Source organism: Dokdonia sp. Asnod1-B02 (assembly GCF_045063955.1).
In the GTDB taxonomy this organism is placed as follows: Bacteria; Bacteroidota; Bacteroidia; order Flavobacteriales; family Flavobacteriaceae; genus Dokdonia.
Genome location: NZ_JBEFNW010000002.1, coordinates 1,314,848 through 1,333,749, shown reverse-complemented (window position 1 = coordinate 1,333,749; position 18,902 = coordinate 1,314,848). Strand labels below are relative to the sequence as shown.

The following is an 18,902-nucleotide window of genomic DNA, read 5'->3' as shown; positions in this document are numbered from 1 at the left end:
AATTATATTATTTACTAGCAAATAGTTTTACATCCCCTTCTGACACTTCTGGGCCACTTAAGATAATAAGTCGTTCCACTACATTGCGCAGTTCACGTATATTTCCAGTCCAGTCATAAGCTTTAAGTAAATCAATAGCTTTGTCTGAAAATGATTTTTTTGCGGTTCCTTGCTCTTGAGAGATTTTCTTTGCAAAGTGCTCTATGAGAATTGGGATATCATCTCTACGATCATTGAGCGCTGGCACTTTAATTAAAATTACTGCCAGTCTATGATATAAATCCTCACGGAATCTTCCCTCTGCTATTTCTTTTTTCAGGTTCTTATTAGTTGCCGCCACTACGCGTACATCCACTTTAATATCCTTATCGCTTCCTACACGTTGTACACGGCTTTCTTGCAAAGCTCTAAGTACTTTAGCTTGTGCAGAAAGACTCATATCTCCTATTTCATCTAGAAATATAGTTCCACCGTTTGCTGCTTCAAACTTACCTGCGCGATCTTTATTTGCACTTGTAAAAGCACCTTTCACGTGGCCAAAAAGTTCGCTTTCTATAAGTTCTGAAGGTATCGCAGCACAGTTTACTTCTATAAGAGCTCCTTTTGCTCGCTCGCTTTTCTCGTGCAACCAGTGTGCTACAAGCTCCTTACCTGTACCATTAGGACCAGTAATCAAAACTCTAGCATCTGTAGGAGCAACCTTCTCAATCATTTCTTTGATTTGATCAATCTCCTTACTCTTACCTACCATCTCGTATTTTTTACTCACCTTTTTCTTAAGCTGAATATTTTCTACGACAAGGGTTTTTCGGTCTAGCGCGTTGCGTACGGTATTAAGTAATCTATTAAGATCTGGCGGCTTAGATATATAATCAAAAGCTCCTAGGCGCATCGTGTTTACGGCTGTATCTAGGTCACCATGTCCTGAGATCATTACCATAGGAGTTTCCGGCTTGAGCTTACGTGCAGCTTCAAGCACTTCTACTCCGTCCATTTTTGGCATTTTAATATCACACAGCACTAAGTCGTAGTCTTCCTCGCGTATCTTATTGATACCTTCAAGTCCATCTGCAGCTTCTTCTACTTGATAATCCTTACTCTCTTCTGATAAAATTTTGGTAAGTACACGACGTATCGCAGCCTCATCCTCTATAATTAAAATCTTTGCCATTGTTATATTTTAAATTTTATACCTGAACGACCGTAAAACGTGTTTCTGTCGTTTATGGTAAATACATCATCTCTATCGCCATCACGTAATCGTATGTCATTTATAATCGTATGTCCAGCATAAATGTAGAACACTAAGTGTTTTGTAAAACAGTATTCATAACCTACACCAAATAGTGCTACAGTCATAGAGATACTCTCTGCCGTTTCAAACTCTCCTGCAGGTATTGCAACATCTACATTATCTTGAATATTTGCATAAAACCCATCAAGCGTCACAAAACTCTGGAGTATGTGCCTACGGTCTTTACCAAAATAGCGTTTTATATTTGATTTTGGAACACCCAATGTATAAGACCAGTCTGGGTGAAACTCTTTATAATAGTTTACAAAAGGTAATGGAAAAGGTCTTCCAGATTCTGTATCATAGCGCCCACCTACTATGAGTCGCCACGGTTTATCTAGACCTTCGTTAGTCTTATCATTTATAAAATACAAAGCCCCAGTATGCACATAATCATTACTAGTGGCAGATCCTGTACTAAAATTAGACGTTACCGTAGTACCTAGTTTTGCTCCTATGCGCCACTCCTCACTTATTTTCTGAGTGTATCCTAGAGACAGACTAAACGATTGAAATCTATCTAAGTCTTCACGGCTAAAAGGCACAACATCTTCAAACTTCAAATTCACATTACGATATTCAAATCCAGGAACTAAGTATGTATCTTCTTTAAGTTTTATAGGAACATTAATAAATGTTCTAAACCTCCTAAACGAATTATCAGATTGCTCCTGCGGGAAGTATGTATACTCAATCCTAGCCAAATCTGTAAGCTGAGCAAAACAAGTACCACTCAACAGTAGTAATACTATAATAATGTTAGTCTGTTTATTCATCAATCATATCATTTTTAGGGGGTTCAATATTGGTGTTAACTGCTGTTTTATTAGGTGTATATACTGGATTTACCGTATTAAAAAGATGTACATCTCTTTGAGGAAAGGGGATGGTAATCCCGCTTTCGCGAAAACGGTCGTCTATAGCATACCTAAGCGCACTTTTAATCCGTGGGTCTACAAAACTGTCTCTCACAAAAAAGTATAGACCAAAATCCAGCGAACTATCACCAAAGTTTTCAAAAAGCGCAAAAGGCTTTGGATGCTTTAAAATCTCAGGATGTGCAACTGCACATTCTAGTAATATTTTTTCTACTTGTCTCGTATCACTTCCATAAGCAACGCCCACCTTTACATTCTCTCGGGTGGTTTTATGGTTTTGAGTGTAATTATAGACAGTGTCTGTTATAAACTTATGATTAGGGATAATTATTACTTTATCATCTCTAGTTAATGCTCTTGTAGTACGTAATTTTATTTCAAACACACGACCTACTCTTCCATCCATTTCTATAATATCTCCTGCAGATATAGACTTATCTATCATAATAAGAATACCACCTATTACGTCTTGAAATACCTCCTGCAATGCAAGACCCAGACCTACAAATAATGCTGCAGAGGCCGTGAGAAGCACCGTAATATTAATCCCTGAAGCACTCATCGTAGCAAGCACTACCACTATATAAGCGATATACTTGATAAACTTAAAAACACTTACAAACTTAAGTTTGTCATCGCCCTCCATTTTACGTGTCATTAACACACGTATCCACTTAAGGAGAATGCTTGTGAGTATAAAAGCTATTATTAGAATGATAAGGTGACCCACTGTAAAACCTATATGATTAGGCTCTTTACCTACACTTATAAGTTCGAAACCCAACCATTCCTTAATGGTTCCCCATACGTCTTGTTCAATAATATCTTTTACCTTCTCTACAGTCTCTTCCTGCAGAACAAGAAGGAGTGCTAGTATCTTAACCATTTTATTAAATCTTTATAAGTAGGCTTCTTACCATACATCAATATCCCTACGCGATATATTTTTGACCCAAACCATACTGTAAACACGAATGATGCCACTAGTAAGGTAATTGATAGCGCCAGTTGCCATACTGGAACCTCAAACGGTATACGCATTAGCATCACTATAGGTGAGGTAAGCGGTATGATAGAAAAAACTGTGGCTACCGTTCCATGAGGATTATCTATCACTGCAAAAAAGCCAACATAAATTCCCAACATTAACGGCATAATGATAGGTAACATAAACTGCTGTGTATCTGTTTCATTATCTACTGCTGCACCTATTGCGGCATATATAGAACTATACAGAAAGTATCCTCCTATAAAATAAATAAAGAAGCCTACTACAAGTTGCAATAACGGTAGTTTTTGAATCTCTTGCAGTAACTCAATCACCATCCCAGGATCTTCTGCTATTTGTTGCGCTTGTGAAGCAGCAGGACTCGCCGCCGATGCCGCTGAAGGATCTATACCAAATACCGTAGTAAGAACTACTAGCAATATTCCTCCCACAATAACCCATATTGAGAATTGCGTGATTCCGGCAAGTGTAGTACCTAGTATTTTACCCATCATTAACTGGAAGGGCTTTACAGAAGAAATAATCACTTCAATAATTCTATTAGTCTTTTCCTCGATTACAGAGCGCATCACCATATTACCATAAATGATAATAAACATCATTAATAAGTAACCCGCAGCACCTCCAAAACCAGCTTTCACCCAGTTACTCATCTTAGAACTCGTCTCTCCAGAAAAGTTTTCTATTTGCACATCTATACTACTTTTAGCAGTTTCTAGCGTATTCAAATCTATGCCTTGAGCGATGAGATTTTCATCGGTCATTTTCTTTTCAATGCGTTTTTCTATATCTCCTATAAAACTAAAAGAAGGTGTTTCATTTCCATAAAAAGTTACAGCATCTTCTACGATAGCAGGATTATCATTAATATAGATAAGTCCATAATAACCTTCACCTTTTGCAACCTCTTTTCCAGCTTCTAGGCCTTGATCACTTAGGTTGAGATACGTGGTTTGGTCTGTATTAAAAAATACAGTTTCAAATTGCCCAGAATCGTCTACTACTACAATAGTGCGTTTATCTTCGCTATTGAGTTGAGTAAGGTATGAGATTAATAAAATCATCCCCACAAGTATAAGCGGACTCAAAAATGTCATTATTAAAAATGACTTATTACGTACTCTGGCAATGTATTCTCTTTTTATAATTAAGGTAAGAATGCTCATTTGTTTTGGCTAACTGTTTGAATGAAGATATCGTTTACACTTGGTATCACTTCCATAAAATGGGTGACTTGTCCATGATTTTTTAAGGTAGTAAGTAATTCGTTTGGCGTAGACTTATCGCCCATTTCCACACGAAGCTTACGTTCATTACCAAGACTTTTAAAATGCGCTGGAGTTACTTTAAAAGCAGCTTTGAGTTCTTGTTCTGCTTTCGCGAAAGCGGTCTCATCTACAACCTGTACTCCTACATCAAACGTATTATTCTGGTATGCTCTCTTGATGCTGTTTACTTCACCATCGAGAATCTTATTAGATTTATTAATAAGTGCTATATGGTCACAAAGCTCCTCTACAGATTCCATACGGTGCGTACTGAATATTACGGTAGCACCTTCATCACGCAATTGTAAAATCTCGTCTTTAATGAGATTTGCATTTATAGGATCAAATCCACTGAAAGGCTCATCAAAAATGAGCAACTTAGGCTGGTGCATTACGGTCACCACAAATTGGATTTTCTGTGCCTGTCCTTTAGAAAGCTCTTGAATTTTTTTATCCCACCAGTCTCCTATTTCTAGTTTTTCAAACCAGTGTTTAGCTCGTTTTTTTGCATCTGCTTTAGAAAGGCCTTTAAGTTGAGCAAGGTAAAGCACCTGCTCCCCTACTTTCATAGATTTATATAAGCCACGCTCTTCTGGCATGTAGCCTATATCGCGTATGTGATGCTGTTGTAATGGATCACCTCCCAGCGTTACACTACCGGTATCTGGCATGGTAATCTGGTTGATAATACGAATGAGTGTTGTCTTGCCAGCGCCATTAGGGCCTAGTAGCCCAAAAATGCTTCCTTCTGGCACAGCAATAGAAACGTTATTAAGTGCGGTAAAGTCACCAAACTTCTTTGAGACTGTATCTGCAACGAGTAATGAATTCATAGATAGTGGTTAATCAAGCTAAGATAGGAATATGACCTGACGGAGGCATAACTGTTAGCTATAATTTAGGAGTTTTATTAAAACGTACTGAGACCTTTATAGTTGTAAGTCATTTATCATAACTAGAAAACTAGGCAAACAGTACTATAATTCAAGATTTACAAAACGTCCTAAAAGCAAAACCCACCCTAGACGTAAGTTCAGGATGGGAAAAAAAATTGCTATGAAAAAGAAAAATAACGTCAAACATTGTTTAACGTTATTCAAATATAAGTTTTTTTTATGAACCCTATAATTTTGGTTTCACAAAATTTGAAAGTTTCACATTATGAGAACATATCTTTAACTTTTTCAAAGAATGACTTATCTCCAGTTTCTGGATTAGGCATAAAATTATCATCTGTTGCCATCTTCTCAAAAAACTGCTTTTGCTCTTTATTAAGTGTTTTAGGCGTCCATACATTTACGTGTACCAATAAATCTCCCTTACCGTAACCGTTTATAGATGGAATACCTTTACCACGCAAGCGTAGTATTTTACCACTCTGTACACCTTCTTCTATCTTGATACGTACTTTACCAGTAACAGTATCAATCTCTTTTGAAGTACCTAGTACTGCTTCACTAATACTAATGTAAAGATCTAGGTGAAGGTTATCACCTTCTCTTTGTAAGAACTCGTGATCTTTTTCTTCTATTGCAACAAGTAAATCTCCTGCGATACCATTTCCTGGCGCTTCGTTACCTTTTCCAGTAACCTTAAGCTGCATTCCATCTACTACTCCTGCAGGAATCTTGATGCTTACTGTCTCCTCGTCTATAATAAGACCTTGCGCATCTGCACCATCTGGACGTTTATCAATCATTTGCCCTGCTCCACCACAAGTAGTACAAGGAGCACTCGTTTGCATGCGGCCTAAAATAGTATTCTGGATTTTTGTCACTTGTCCAGCACCATTACAGGTAGTACATGTTTTGTATGATACTCCAGCGGCTTGCTTTTTACGTTTAACCTTGATTTTTTTCTCAACGCCGTTTGCAATTTCTTCAATAGTAAGTTTTACACGAATACGTAAGTTACTTCCCTTCACTCGACGCTGACCTCCGCCACCACCAAATCCAGAAAAACCACCTCCGCCGCCACCAAAAGCACCGCCGAAAATATCTCCAAACTGACTGAAGATATCATCCATGTTCATACCTCCACCACCGAAGCCGCCACCGCCACCTCCGCCTTCAAAGGCTTGGTGACCATATTGATCATAACGAGCACGCTTGTTATCATCACTAAGCACCTCGTATGCCTCTGCAGCTTTTTTAAAGTTTGCTTCTGCAGTATCATCACCAGGGTTTTTGTCTGGGTGATATTGCACCGCTTTCTTTCGGTATGCTTTTTTAATTTCGGCTGCTGTGGCTCCTTTTGAGATACCTAATATGTCGTAAAAATCTTCTTTCATAATCAAAGCTCAGCGTTACTGAGCACTCTTAATCTATTGCAATCGCAGTATAAGTTTAAACAAATACTGCGATGTAAATCATTTTAAAATTATTGTCCCGTAACTACTTTAGGAAACCGGATGATCTTATCTCCCAACTTGTATCCCTTTTCTATCACGTCTACAATTTTACCTTTCAATTTCTTGTTAGGTGCTGGTATTTGAGTTATTGCCTCATGTTGATCTGCATTAAAATCATCTCCAGCTCTCACACTCATTTCCTCAAGTCCTTTAGACTTAAGCGTCTCTTTAAATTTATTGCTTATAAGCGTCATTCCTTTTACGTGAACGTCGTCTTTATCGCCTTTAAATTCATTAAGAGCACGGTCAAAATCATCTGCAACTGGAAGCATAGCTTGTATGACTTCTTGTCCTGCAGTTTTGTATAACTCTATACGCTCCTTAGTAGTACGTCTCTTGTAATTCTCAAATTCGGCAAAAAGGCGTAAAAATTTATCCTTCTCCTCTGCCAGTTGATCTTGAACGATTTCTAGCTCGCTTCTTTCATCTTTTACCTCTTCAGTTGCCTCTACCGTTGCATCTTCTGCCTCGTGTACAAACTGCTCTTGAGCAGCTTCGTCTACTGTATTGTCTGGTGTTTTATCTTCTGTTGCCATAATGGTCTTAAATTCAATTTTTATTGAGGTGGCAAAAGTACTGCCAATTGTATCAAAATGTCAAAATGTCACTGGCTTTTTAAAACTTACCGTATCGTGATTTATCAATACATTTAATCAAACCACTTCACAAAAGTAATCCTTACTTATATGTACAACTTTGACGTGCCTAGCGGTTATTTGTTTCCATCTAAGAAGAGAATACTATGCTAACTGTTACAAGAATCATTTTTTAGATAGTCATCTAACTATATCCACAACCAGAGACCAAGCTTAAAGCCATACTCCTACTTGCGTCATGTAATAAAAAAGCTATTTCTAAGGTTTGTTACGCTTTCGCGAAAGCGTACTACTATTTAAGATAACATTATGATAAGGGCTATGGATAAATGTTAATTTTGCAGTTCACTAAATAATTTTATCAAGATGAAAAAACAAATTTTAAATACACTTGCTGCTGTAGCTCTTGTTGCAGGAGTAGTTTCTTGTAAAGGAGAAAAGAACGAGACAGAAGCAAAAGATGCTCAGGAAGTAGCTGTAGTAGAAGATGCTGCAAAATTTAAGGTAGATGCTTCAAGCTCTACAATTGCATGGGTAGGAAGCAAGCCTACAGGAAAGCACAACGGAACTATCAACATAGAAAACGGTGTTGTAAATGTTGCTGGAGATGCTATTACTGGAACATTTCTTATTGACATGACTTCTATTACTGTAACTGACCTTGAGGCTGGTGACGGAAAAGAAAGTCTTGAAGGACACTTAAAGGGAATGGCAGAAGGAAAAGAAGATCACTTCTTTAACGTTGCAAAATATCCTACTGCTGCTTTTGAAGTAACTGGAGTTACAGAAAAAGACGGTAAAAAAATGATGCAAGGTAACCTTACTATAAGAGACCAGAAGAAGAACATTGAGTTCCCAGTTTCTTATGCTGTAGAAGGTGAAAATATGACACTTACAAGTGAGCCATTTACTATTGATCGTACTGATTGGGGAGTAAACTACGGATCACAATCTGTATTTGACGATTTAGGAGATAAATTTATCTCTGACGATATCGAGCTTACTGTAAATCTTAAAGCTACTAAAGCTTAAGACTTCCTTTTTATAGAGCGTAAAAAAAGCCACTCTCACGAGTGGCTTTTCTTTTTTTGGTTAGTCCAATAAGCTTTCTATAGCCTTGTCAATTTTTGGGTATTTAAATTCATATCCATCTGTCTTAATTTTAAGAGCACTTACTTTCTGGCTTTCTAAAACTATTACTGCCATGTCGCCTAGCATGAGTTTAAGTGCAAACTTAGGGACTCTAGAGATGATAAGTGGCTTGCCCATAGTGTCTGCCACCACTTCTGTCAGCTTTTTATTTGTAACTGGGTGTGGTGCTACCCCATTATATATGCCAGCCAATTTATTTTTTAATATATGGAAGTAAATCCCTGCCATATCATCCACATGAATCCATGATTGCCATTGTTTTCCTGATCCTAGTGGTGCACCTGCTCCATATTTTACAGGTTGCATAATTTTAGGTAACGCTCCACTGTCTTTGTCAAGAATAATCCCCGTTCTCACACGGCTAGTAATGATATCAAGTTTTTGGAATTCTAAAGCAGCTTTTTCCCACTCTTCGACAACTTGTCCTAAAAAACCTTTAGCATATTCTGGATAAGACTCATCATACATTTTTGTAAATGAAGATGGATATCCACCTACTGCACTAGCAGAAATGTAATGCTTTATAGAAATAGGTTGGTTTTTAGACCGCTTTCGCGAAAGCGCACTATACAACAATCTCGCTGTTGTAGCTCTACTTTCAAAAATTGCTTTTTTATTTTCTGGTGTCCAGCGCTGCGCAATGGATGCTCCAGCAAGGTGGATGATAGTTTCTACTCCTTCAAAACAAGCTTCGTCAAGCTCATCTGTCTTTGTATTCCAGTAAAAACCTTTATAATTAGGTGTATCCTCAATTTTATCTCTTGAGGTAGTTAGATAATGTACACTTATGCCGTCTTTATGACATAAGTCTGTGAGTGCGCGCCCTACTAATCCCGTGGCGCCTGTAATAAGAACTTTCATTATTAATTGATTGATGAACGATAAAGGTACAAAGTAGTGTTATTTATCTTTTAACACTTGTAGGAATTTAGTGTAACTTTAACGTTACTCCTTACCGTCTACATAGTCTTGAAGGTAGCTGTAACGCTCAGTAAGCTTTCCATCTTGCGTCATTCTCGCTCGATCAAGAAGTCCTGTTTTATCTCCATTAAAAAACGCTGGAATCACATGCTTTAAAAACATCTCACCAAAACCTTCACTAGCATCCTTAGGTAATTCGCACGGGAGATTATCTACAGCCATCATAGCAATCACACCATCCTTATTATAATCATCTTCTTGTTCTGTAGCAGGATTATACCCATAAAATGGATCTGCAATAGTAGAAGGACGAATGGTACTCGCCACTGGACCGTCTATATCGCAAGATACATCTGCAACAAGATTAATCTTAAACTCTGGATGTTTTGCATCTTCTCTAGTAAATAGATAAGGAGCACCATCACCGTAAAAATGTCCAGCAATAAAGTAATCTGTCACCTTTGCATACTTCATAAAGTCGCTCTCATATCCAGAAGGGTCTTTATAAAACTCTAATCGAGAACCTTCTGTACCATCAATACGTTTATTATACTCAAGTACGTCAATAGTACAATATACTGGCTCACTAAATTCTTCATTTAAATAAGCGTGATCTGTCACCTCCTTAATCTTGAGATGGTCTAGAATCTCTTGTGCTCCGCGGGCAACCTTTCCACTACCTGAGAGACAAATTTTAATAGCAGGAAGCTTGATTTTATCTAGTTGGCTTTTTACAGCCTCAAGATCTAATAGCGTTTCTACCTTAGGAAGTTCAAAAAGTCCATCACGTAATCCTAATAATCTAAAACCATTATATGCTCCAACAAGTCCTGCATAACGACCAAAACCTATAAGTCGTGCTCCGTTAGCCTTTGTAATCACTTCGTGATCATACATCTCTATATTCTTATCAAGTATAGCCTTGAGTAGGTCACGGTTATATGGTTGCTTCTTAATGGTATGGCTAAAAAAGAAATACTTTTTATTAGGCACAAGCGCCTCCATAGGCACTTCTTTCACCCCAATCATCACATCTGCATCAGAGACATCTTCCTCTACATCAAAGCCATTAATGGTGTAAGCCATATCTGGAAACACTCTTATATCAGATGCTTCGACTACAAAGCTTGCATCTTCAAATTGCTCTCTTGCTTCTGCCAGTTTTTCTGGAGAAAAAACAACTCTTCTATCTGGTGGATTTTTACGTTCCTTGATAATTGCAAATTTCATAGTGTGTGAAGTTTTGGCAGTGTCTGTAGTTGGTACAGCTTTTGCATAATATTAATAGCAAATATAAGCTTTAGTAGTATATTTGTAGTTCCGCTTTCGCGAAAGCAAAGTGGAAATTTTAATACTGGGGTCGACTGGTTTTGACAGCGAGACCAATAGTATTGTAAGCGTGTCGAGCGCTGGAAAACAGCTCGTAAATCTCATTTTTCATCTTTTTAAACGGCGAGAACAACTACGCCCTAGCTGCATAATCTGAATTATAGTAAGATTACGCCTCGGTCTACAAGGTAGACAAGCAGGAAGTCACTCGAGAGCCTTGGTTTACGGCAATCGATATAGTGACTTCGTAAAAGTAAACCTATCCCTCGTAGGGCTTTGATGCGAGAGAGACACCTAATTGAAGATAAGGGGTGCGTTGGTAGTTTCTAACCGGCAATCTCACGAAAATTTAAACAGAAACTACACACGTAGAAAGCAGTAATATTGCTTGTTTGGACGAGGGTTCGAATCCCTCCGACTCCACTAATTGAGTATCAAAACTCAACAAAAACCCCGTAAATCGTTGATTTACAGGGTTTTTCATTTTTATCAATGTCGGTTAGCATCACCGAAATGAAATCCTACATCATATTGTACAGCGTTGAATAAAAGTTTTCACTGTAGTATTTTGAAATAATTGCAAATCAATAATCTTATTGTTTTGATTTTTGCTTCGCGTCCTTATGAGCATTGTCTTGCACTGCATTTTCTTTATTAGAAAGTATATTGTCTCCAGCTTTATGAGTCTCTCCAGCATCGCTTTTAGGTTGGGATGAATCCTTGTTTTGATCTCCGTATTGATTTATGTGCTTATCCTTGTGCACACCGTGCTCCTTATTGTCAAGATCTGCTGCTCTTTTAGTATTGTCCATAATGCTTATTATATTAGTTTCCGTTTTATTTTCTTCAAATTTGGAACAAACTCTTTTTTAAAAGATCGTTTATTCTTTATCCAGTCGTAGGTATAATAACCTAGTTGAGCGACTGTCACTATTCTGAATATTTTTCCTACTATTTTCATGTGGTTCATTTTAGTTTCACATAAATTTAATTGGACACTAATATAATTTAAGCTGGATTATGACATTTTAACTAGCAACCGTTAAAGACCTCTAAATGATTAACCTACAGCGCTGTCAATTTAAGTTTTATTAAAGAAAAATGATACAGTATTGAAAACGACCTAGCTCAAAGACATTCATAATTTTCAAGTTCTCATGATGAGAGCTTCTATTAACTAAGAAGCTATAAGCTTATCAATAGTTCCTATCGCATCAAACAGTGAATTAAATTGATAATTAGTTTGACTAATGATATTTTCGGAAACTACACAATGTGATTGTATGTAAACAGATTTCATACCTGAATTTAAAGCTGCTTGTAAGCCTAGCTCACTATCCTCAAAGATGTAAACATCTTTAAAGTCAGCGGGTTTTATATTTAAACTATTTGCCAACTTTAAATAAGGTTCTGGATTAGGTTTTGGATTTACATAATCTTCATAGCCGTACATCACAGGTACTTCAAACTTCCAGAATTTTATACAGTCTTTTACAAAGTTACTGCTTGCATTACTGGCTATACCATAGGGTATATTGCGCTTTTTCAGATATTCAAATAACTTTCCTACACCATTATAATGTTCTACTTCATTAATATGCTCAGTTAGATAATTGTTTTTAACTGTTAGTAGCTCCTCGGCTTGAGAGTGACTTCCAAATTTTTCACACAATATCTCTGATATGATTATTGGTGATGCGCCAGATTTAATATCACCAGAAGTTATTACTACAGTAGCATCCAGCACCTCATTTACAGCAAACTGCCAAGAGGCAAAATGTATATGCTTACTATAAGCTATCACTCCATCAAAATCAAATAATACTCCTTTAACCATTGATTATAATTTTTCTGAGAAAATAGAAGCTAAATACTTGTTTAAAAACTTATTCGTAGGATCCATAGACTTACGTAAATCTTTAAAATCATTCCACTTTGCGTAGAGTTTAGTTAGCTCTGGATCTTTAGCGGCAAAGCGCTTTCCCCAATGTGGTCTTCCTCCATATTTAAGAAAAATGTCTTCTACCGTTTTAAATGCTTCATAACTATCTGCACTAGATGCATCTCTTGAAACGCAACCCATGGTAACCGTTTTTCTCTTGTAAGCATTACTCAACCAGCTATCATCACTATCTACAAAACGCACATCCATAGGTATGTGGATGAATGATTTATTTTTAAAACTATTTATTGTTTCAGATAGTTCTTTGAGCAAAGAAGAGAATTTATCAAAATCAACTGTCCACTCCGCAAGTTCAAGCGTTGATCCTCTAGATTTTGTAACTGTAGCCTGGTATAAACTTCCTTTATGTTCTTTTCTACTTTTAAAAAATCGCTGGTAAAGAATTTTATTTGCAAAATATATAGTCCAAGGAGCTGTCTTAGTCAGCTGATATAAAAATTTTGAAGCCTTTCTTCTATTTTTCAAATATGCAGGTCCTAGATCTTCTTCGACATGTTGATCTTTTGGAATCTTCTTCCCCTTTATCACATAACCCATCCCTGTATGAGGAAGCCATAATATTCTTAAGAAATCATGATTAGATAAATAGTCACCTAGGTTTTTCGTCCATGTAGCATCACTCTCAGGTTCTTCAATCAGATGTAGTGTGTATGATTCCTCACATTGCAGTGTAATTGTAGAGAAGGCACCTAGAACTCCCAGAGATACTCTCACAGCATCCATGAGCATATCATCTTCATTTATCACCTGGATTGTACCATCTGCTTGGATGAGTCTACAACTCGTCATATATGACGAGATAAGCCCTCCATTAGTACCATGTGTTCCAGTTGCTAAGGCTCCACCTAACGTAATAGTATTGATGTCTGGCAGACAAGGAATACACCAATCTAAACTCTCTATTTTTTCTAGAAGGTCTTTAAGCTCAATTCCAGATTGGACAGTTATTTTTTTAGATGCTTTATCAACATCAATTATCTGATTATAATTCTTGATATTAATAAGTGAGTCAGTCCCAGCAGCAATATCTGATGAGGATTGTTTAGAACCGTAGAACCTGACATTGTCAGAGTTCTTAATGGCATCTGCAAATTCTTCTTCTGTAGTGATATCATAGCTATTTATAAATGAATGTTTTACATTTTCATTCCAGCTAATCCAAGTATTTTCTTTCTTCAATTTTTTTATTGCAAAGTTATATTGAATTTTAACAAATTACTATCGTAATTGAACCTTTAATTAACTCTAACAAATCATTAAAGATAATTTTACATTAAGGGTTATGCAACTATGTCTGTGGAGTTACTTTATGTAATATTAATCAAGAACTTTTATGATATTTCTATTTATTTACTGTGCACAGTGTACACTATTGAGTCGTATTTTTCTTGAAAATATAAAACGACACCTCCGCAATGAACTCCATAACTCCTAAAACCTCTTACCAGCCTGAGGCGGAATCTTTACATTAAACTAAACTATCATTGTTAGATAGACTATAGCATACGCTTTCGCGAAAGCGTAACTATCCACATCAATATTTTTTACTTACAAACCCGTTATTTCCCACTTACAAAATATAATATCTTTGAGGGATGCAGAAATCGATTTTCAGATCGCTCATTTTATTGATTGTGCTCACTGTGAGTACCTTTTGGCTAGTTCCATTACAGGCGCAAGAGGCAGTAGACAGTACGCAATATTATTTTAGGATTATTGCATATCCACAAAACACTCAGGATATTGCTGAGGGAATTAATTACTTTAAACGCCAACTTGAAAATCCTAATAACGATAAAGCCCGCAATAACTATTACTCTGAGCTTATATCCTTAGGATATTTTAATAATGGTGACATTTTTGAGAGCGAAAAAGCCACCATTAATCTTTTAAAAAATATTCCTGTAACAGATACACAAACCATCGTTCGTCTCAGAAATAGACTGGGTAGGTTGCACAGAAGTCTTAACAATCTGCCACTAGCTCTAGAAAACTACCAGCAAGCACTGGCGATGGCTACAAAAAAGGAAGATAGTATTACCATTTCAAATAACATCGCCACCATTTATATGGAACGCGCATCCTATGAGGAAGCTGCTCAAGTCTTAAGTCCCTTTATGAAGGATACAGACCGCATAGAATATAATTACACGCTGGCAACCATATATGACAACTATGGATATAGTGTAACTCAATTAGGTGATTTCAAGGGTGAGATACTAATGCTAGAAGCGCTAACCATTAATGAAAAAGGTAATAATATAACGGGAAGTTTTTCTACAAATAGACATCTAGCACACTACTACCACCAGCAAGGCAAAGAAGCACTAGCCAGAAAACATGCTCTTCTCGCAAAAGATATTGCTTACAGCCTCGATAATCCTAGATATAAACTAGAAGCCCTTGGACTGGCAATTGATATAGGCACAACGGCAAATGCCGTTGTATTTAAAAAACTCTCAGACAGCTTAGACAAAGTAGAAACTCTTCAAGAAAATAAATATGTAGCTCAAAAATATGAATACGCCACTTTCCAGACTCAAGCAAAGGAAAGCGAGCTCATAGCAGAACAGGAGAAAGTTAATAAAACACGCTACCAGTTTTTAGCGCTATTTATTGCAATAGTCACAGTAGGTATTATCATCTTCCTTTCATTACGTCATAAAAGAAAGCGCCTTGAACAAGTATATATCACAGAAACAAAAATCTCAAAGAGATTACATGACGAAGTTGCAAATGATGTGTATAAACTAATCTCACAAGTGCAAACTAACGCGTACAATGAAAGTCATTTACTCGATAATCTAGAGTATATTTATAGTAGAACTCGAGATATTTCTAGAGAAAACAGTTTTATTGAGACAGAAGAATCTTTCCACACGACCTTACGGGATTTATTATTAAGTTACAAAACTCCATCTCTCAACATCATCACAAAAGGTATCGACAAGGTAGATTGGAATCAAATTTCAAAAGTCCACAAAACTACTATTTATAGGGTCTTACAAGAACTTATTACAAATACTAATAAACATAGTAAAGCATCTATAGCCTTCGTTGAGATTTCAAAAAAAGGTAAGAAACTGCATATTCTGTATAAGGATAATGGTATAGGTGGCGCTATAAATTCTAAAAATGGTTTGCTCAATGCGGAATCCCGTATAGAAGCTTTAAAAGGAACAATTACTTTTGAAAGTAAGTCTAACCAAGGTTTTAAAGCACAGATCAACATATAATGTTTCAAAAAGTAATTATAGCAGACGATTTAGGAAGTATTAATGAAGGTGTACAACACATTCTCACTACCTATCAAGTACCCTACATAAAGCAAGTACAATATTGTGATGAGGCATATAAACTCATTAAAAAAGCAGCGATGGATGGTAAACCTTATGACCTCATAATTTCTGATCTTTCATTTGTAGCAGATCACCGCAAGCAGCAATTTGCATCTGGAGATGATCTTGCTGCTACTTTAAAGAAAGAACATCCTGAGCTCAATATTATCATTTATTCTGTAGAAGATCGCTTCCAGCGTGTGAGACAGTTATATAATGATACAGGTGTAGATGCCTTTGTATGCAAAGGACGAGAAGGAATCTCAGATCTTAAAGAGGCAATCACAACCGTTTTTAATGGAGAGCGTTATGTCTCTCCGCGCGTTGCTATGGCAATGTCTGACAATGAAGATTTACAAATAGATGAGTACGACATCACCCTCATGCGATTACTTTCTTATGGCTACTCTCATGATGAAATAAGTAAAGAACTCGTAGCTCTTAACGAGTCTCCATCAAGTCTAAGTGCTATTGAAAAAAAAATGAGCAAACTCAAAATTCAGTTTAGAGCAAATAACGCTGTTCATCTTGTTGCGTTGGTAAAAGATTTAGGTATTATCTAAGTAATAATTCATAAATATAACCATAATGCGGTTTCCCGTAACATTGTTGTATTAAAATCTCGTAATCTTATCACGACTTAAAATCATGGGGGATTTAAGTCAAGGATTGTTTGTAGAGGATGTTCATTTGGACATCCTCTCTTTTTTTTACAAATAACTGACAATCAAATATCCACAAAAACACAAGTGTTAAAAAGTAAAAAAAAAGGTTCAAATAAAGGAAATCCGTAAAACACCTATGCAAAAAACACGTATCCTTGTCACAGCTTAGTTGCTAGGGGTTTCTAGGCTAAATTTGTTTGTACAGGGTATCCACTTGGGTACCCTTTTTTTATGATTCTATTTCATGATTTTTATGAATCCGCTTTCGCGAAAATTTAAAAAAACAGAAAAAAAAGCTCAAATAAAGGAAATCCGTAAAATACCTATTCAAAAAACACGTATCCTTGCTAAGACTTAGTTGCTAGGGGTTTCTAAGTCAAGATTATTTGCATTTGGCACCCACTTGGGTGCCTTTTTTTTTGGAGCTAATTAAACTTAGAAAATTCGCTTTCGTGAAAGTAAAAAACACTAGACGACGATACTTACCGACAATTATTAAGTGTTAAAATCGAACATCAAAAAAATAAAAAGGAGCAAATGCGGTTTCCCGTACATCATATGTATATAAAGCTCGTATACTTGTCACGGCTTAGTTGCTAGGGGTTTCTAAGTCGGGATTGTTTGTAGAGGGTTTCCATCTGGAGACCCTTTTTTTTGTACGGGAATCATCTCAAAACTTAGGAGTGATTATTACACCTCTTAAATTAATTTCCAATAAAATTCTCAAAATGCGGTTACACCTTAGAAAGCGTATGTCCATTACAATCCAAATCTATTTTTAACTTTAGTATCTCGCTTAAGTTAATATTATAAAAAGCAAAAATGAAACGTATGGCCTCACGGTATAAAATCCAATCATGGTAACTGGCGTAGCTATGTCTTATTCATACCTTGATAATTTAATGAATGTGCATAAGAACTTAAGTTATCGTCGTATTAAAAGTACATTTGCGCCATCAGTAAATGGCATTCTAGATAAGTATGAATTACTCTTAAGCGAGGAGCATTACTACTTTCTATTTATGTACCCTTATGCAGCAGAAGATAAATTCGCAATAGCTGAAATCTTTGAGACATTAAAAAATCAAAGTAACATTACATTTATGCCCTTATTCTATAAAAGAAGCATCACCTTAGTTTGATTATCGTGGTTTTCATTCATCATAATTAGTCTAAAACCCATCCCATTTTCGCGAAAGCGAACCTCAACACCTTCTTTTTTCTTTCTTTTCTATTCTCATCAAAAATGATCAAGCTCAAAACTTTAGAGCTACAGCTATTCATTTTGTGTATTTTATCGATTAATTATGTATTTCATAGAATACGCACAGCTCATCATTTTAAAAATGATGGAGAAGATCATGTATAGCTAATTTAGCAGTGCAGAATGACTTACTTACCTAGCATAGCGAGTGTTACTCGAAGATCTAGTACAGAAAAAGAAGTATGATTATCCCTGCAGAAAAGATGTTTTTATAGATTGTTTATTAGATTGAATTCCCCCAAATTTTCAATTTGGTTTTGAGTAATGATTTGTTACCATACTTAATTTAACCTCATTGTTTTGCAAAGGCTATCCATACGGATAGCCTTTTGTGATTTACACAAAATCGTAAAGCAAATACGTTGTAATCTTTGCAATTACTTGATGATAGCTTTATTCAAGCTTATAAATACCCATCCAAAGAAGACCATAAAAAGAAAATCATTAAGACCATAGATGCTATAAAACACTCCTGCAAGAGCGTCTCGTTCGTACACTGTAGCAATTGAATGACTGGTAAACCACTGTAGATATACAATCACGTAAGCCAACTTCTCTACAGCAAATACCGCTATGAGCCATGGCGCAGCTGCATAGCTTTTTGCAACTGCTATATACGCAAGTCCCCATAAAATGATAGCAATAAGTCCAAAGTAGCCCATTACTTCTGGCTGTGTATCCATCATTACCTGATTTGTAAATCCTCTAGATAATAGTAGAACACCTAGCACATTAGAGAGGCCAGCAATTACAAAAAGCCTAGAAATAGTCATTACACTCATAGATTGAAGTATTAATATGGATTAAACAATGAC

At 36.3% G+C, this 18,902-nt stretch carries 16 protein-coding genes and 1 other RNA gene; 4 read left to right on the top strand and 13 right to left on the bottom strand.

The features are described from left to right. Positions 1 to 7 precede the first annotated feature (7 nt). From ACJJVU_RS06120 to ACJJVU_RS06090, 7 genes are all read right to left on the bottom strand, one after another. The gene (locus tag ACJJVU_RS06120) at positions 8 to 1,171 is read right to left on the bottom strand and encodes a sigma-54-dependent transcriptional regulator (protein ID WP_405223373.1); all 1,164 of its coding nucleotides are present in this window, start codon (positions 1,169 to 1,171) and stop codon (positions 8 to 10) included. Between the two features lie 2 nt (positions 1,172 to 1,173). After that, on the bottom strand, positions 1,174 to 2,070 hold the full coding sequence (locus ACJJVU_RS06115) for a DUF6268 family outer membrane beta-barrel protein (RefSeq protein WP_405223370.1): 897 nt from the start codon (positions 2,068 to 2,070) through the stop codon (positions 1,174 to 1,176). Then, positions 2,063 to 3,058: a mechanosensitive ion channel family protein gene (locus ACJJVU_RS06110; RefSeq protein WP_405223368.1), complete on the bottom strand. Its 996-nt coding sequence runs from the start codon at positions 3,056 to 3,058 to the stop codon at positions 2,063 to 2,065. The genes ACJJVU_RS06115 and ACJJVU_RS06110 overlap by 8 nt, the downstream gene beginning before the upstream one ends. Continuing rightward, positions 3,043 to 4,347, bottom strand: coding sequence for an ABC transporter permease (locus ACJJVU_RS06105; RefSeq protein WP_405223365.1), 1,305 nt, complete (start codon positions 4,345 to 4,347; stop codon positions 3,043 to 3,045). The genes ACJJVU_RS06110 and ACJJVU_RS06105 overlap by 16 nt, the downstream gene beginning before the upstream one ends. Continuing rightward, on the bottom strand, positions 4,344 to 5,282 hold the full coding sequence (locus tag ACJJVU_RS06100) for an ABC transporter ATP-binding protein (RefSeq protein ID WP_405223362.1): 939 nt from the start codon (positions 5,280 to 5,282) through the stop codon (positions 4,344 to 4,346). Before ACJJVU_RS06100 ends, ACJJVU_RS06105 begins: the two co-directional genes overlap by 4 nt. 326 nt (positions 5,283 to 5,608) lie before the next feature. After that, positions 5,609 to 6,739 (bottom strand): molecular chaperone DnaJ, encoded by a 1,131-nt coding sequence (gene dnaJ, locus ACJJVU_RS06095; protein WP_108876722.1) that lies wholly within the window; start codon positions 6,737 to 6,739, stop codon positions 5,609 to 5,611. An 89-nt stretch (positions 6,740 to 6,828) separates the two neighbouring features. Further along, complete coding sequence (locus ACJJVU_RS06090; RefSeq protein WP_298328328.1) at positions 6,829 to 7,395, bottom strand: nucleotide exchange factor GrpE; 567 nt, start codon at positions 7,393 to 7,395, stop codon at positions 6,829 to 6,831. Between the two features lie 426 nt (positions 7,396 to 7,821). Between ACJJVU_RS06090 and ACJJVU_RS06085 the strand changes: the two genes are divergently transcribed. Beyond that, positions 7,822 to 8,487 carry a YceI family protein gene (locus ACJJVU_RS06085; protein WP_298328331.1) on the top strand — a complete coding sequence of 222 codons (666 nt, stop codon included), beginning with the start codon at positions 7,822 to 7,824 and terminating at the stop codon, positions 8,485 to 8,487. A gap of 60 nt (positions 8,488 to 8,547) precedes the next feature. On the opposite strand, the gene ACJJVU_RS06080 is transcribed toward ACJJVU_RS06085, so the two are convergent. Both ACJJVU_RS06080 and ACJJVU_RS06075 read right to left on the bottom strand, forming a co-directional pair. Beyond that, positions 8,548 to 9,468, bottom strand: a complete 921-nt coding sequence (locus ACJJVU_RS06080; RefSeq protein WP_405223357.1) for a TIGR01777 family oxidoreductase — start codon at positions 9,466 to 9,468, stop codon at positions 8,548 to 8,550. 84 nt (positions 9,469 to 9,552) lie between these two features. Continuing rightward, on the bottom strand, positions 9,553 to 10,758 hold the full coding sequence (locus tag ACJJVU_RS06075) for an NAD(P)-dependent oxidoreductase (RefSeq protein ID WP_405223354.1): 1,206 nt from the start codon (positions 10,756 to 10,758) through the stop codon (positions 9,553 to 9,555). Positions 10,759 to 10,884: 126 nt separating this feature from the next. Between ACJJVU_RS06075 and ssrA the strand changes: the two genes are divergently transcribed. Beyond that, positions 10,885 to 11,283, top strand: a transfer-messenger RNA (tmRNA) gene (ssrA, locus tag ACJJVU_RS06070). A gap of 167 nt (positions 11,284 to 11,450) precedes the next feature. On the opposite strand, the gene ACJJVU_RS06065 is transcribed toward ssrA, so the two are convergent. From ACJJVU_RS06065 to ACJJVU_RS06055, 3 genes are all read right to left on the bottom strand, one after another. Continuing rightward, complete coding sequence (locus ACJJVU_RS06065; RefSeq protein ID WP_405223351.1) at positions 11,451 to 11,669, bottom strand: hypothetical protein; 219 nt, start codon at positions 11,667 to 11,669, stop codon at positions 11,451 to 11,453. A gap of 365 nt (positions 11,670 to 12,034) precedes the next feature. Next, positions 12,035 to 12,694, bottom strand: a complete 660-nt coding sequence (locus ACJJVU_RS06060; protein WP_405223348.1) for an HAD family hydrolase — start codon at positions 12,692 to 12,694, stop codon at positions 12,035 to 12,037. Positions 12,695 to 12,697: 3 nt separating this feature from the next. Continuing rightward, a complete protein-coding gene (locus ACJJVU_RS06055) occupies positions 12,698 to 13,999 on the bottom strand; it encodes a D-arabinono-1,4-lactone oxidase (protein WP_405223345.1) in 1,302 nt (433 codons plus the stop codon). A gap of 416 nt (positions 14,000 to 14,415) precedes the next feature. On the opposite strand from ACJJVU_RS06055, the gene ACJJVU_RS06050 reads away from it, so the two are divergent. Then, positions 14,416 to 16,056, top strand: a complete 1,641-nt coding sequence (locus ACJJVU_RS06050; RefSeq protein ID WP_405223342.1) for a hypothetical protein — start codon at positions 14,416 to 14,418, stop codon at positions 16,054 to 16,056. Further along, entirely contained in the window at positions 16,056 to 16,721 is a 666-nt protein-coding gene (locus ACJJVU_RS06045) for a response regulator (RefSeq protein ID WP_405223340.1), read from the top strand. Before ACJJVU_RS06050 ends, ACJJVU_RS06045 begins: the two co-directional genes overlap by 1 nt. A gap of 1,743 nt (positions 16,722 to 18,464) precedes the next feature. Here the strand turns inward: ACJJVU_RS06045 and ACJJVU_RS06040 are convergent. Next, positions 18,465 to 18,869, bottom strand: a complete 405-nt coding sequence (locus tag ACJJVU_RS06040; protein ID WP_405223337.1) for a hypothetical protein — start codon at positions 18,867 to 18,869, stop codon at positions 18,465 to 18,467. Positions 18,870 to 18,902 lie beyond the last annotated feature (33 nt).

Coding starts and splice junctions, on each gene's coding strand:
- ACJJVU_RS06120 (WP_405223373.1), bottom strand. CDS start 1,171: ATGGCAAAGATTTTAATTATAGAGGATGAGGCTGCGATACGTCGTGTA.
- ACJJVU_RS06115 (WP_405223370.1), bottom strand. CDS start 2,070: ATGAATAAACAGACTAACATTATTATAGTATTACTACTGTTGAGTGGT.
- ACJJVU_RS06110 (WP_405223368.1), bottom strand. CDS start 3,058: ATGGTTAAGATACTAGCACTCCTTCTTGTTCTGCAGGAAGAGACTGTA.
- ACJJVU_RS06105 (WP_405223365.1), bottom strand. CDS start 4,347: ATGAGCATTCTTACCTTAATTATAAAAAGAGAATACATTGCCAGAGTA.
- ACJJVU_RS06100 (WP_405223362.1), bottom strand. CDS start 5,282: ATGAATTCATTACTCGTTGCAGATACAGTCTCAAAGAAGTTTGGTGAC.
- dnaJ (WP_108876722.1), bottom strand. CDS start 6,739: ATGAAAGAAGATTTTTACGACATATTAGGTATCTCAAAAGGAGCCACA.
- ACJJVU_RS06090 (WP_298328328.1), bottom strand. CDS start 7,395: ATGGCAACAGAAGATAAAACACCAGACAATACAGTAGACGAAGCTGCT.
- ACJJVU_RS06085 (WP_298328331.1), top strand. CDS start 7,822: ATGAAAAAACAAATTTTAAATACACTTGCTGCTGTAGCTCTTGTTGCA.
- ACJJVU_RS06080 (WP_405223357.1), bottom strand. CDS start 9,468: ATGAAAGTTCTTATTACAGGCGCCACGGGATTAGTAGGGCGCGCACTC.
- ACJJVU_RS06075 (WP_405223354.1), bottom strand. CDS start 10,758: ATGAAATTTGCAATTATCAAGGAACGTAAAAATCCACCAGATAGAAGA.
- ACJJVU_RS06065 (WP_405223351.1), bottom strand. CDS start 11,669: ATGGACAATACTAAAAGAGCAGCAGATCTTGACAATAAGGAGCACGGT.
- ACJJVU_RS06060 (WP_405223348.1), bottom strand. CDS start 12,694: ATGGTTAAAGGAGTATTATTTGATTTTGATGGAGTGATAGCTTATAGT.
- ACJJVU_RS06050 (WP_405223342.1), top strand. CDS start 14,416: ATGCAGAAATCGATTTTCAGATCGCTCATTTTATTGATTGTGCTCACT.
- ACJJVU_RS06045 (WP_405223340.1), top strand. CDS start 16,056: ATGTTTCAAAAAGTAATTATAGCAGACGATTTAGGAAGTATTAATGAA.
- ACJJVU_RS06040 (WP_405223337.1), bottom strand. CDS start 18,869: ATGAGTGTAATGACTATTTCTAGGCTTTTTGTAATTGCTGGCCTCTCT.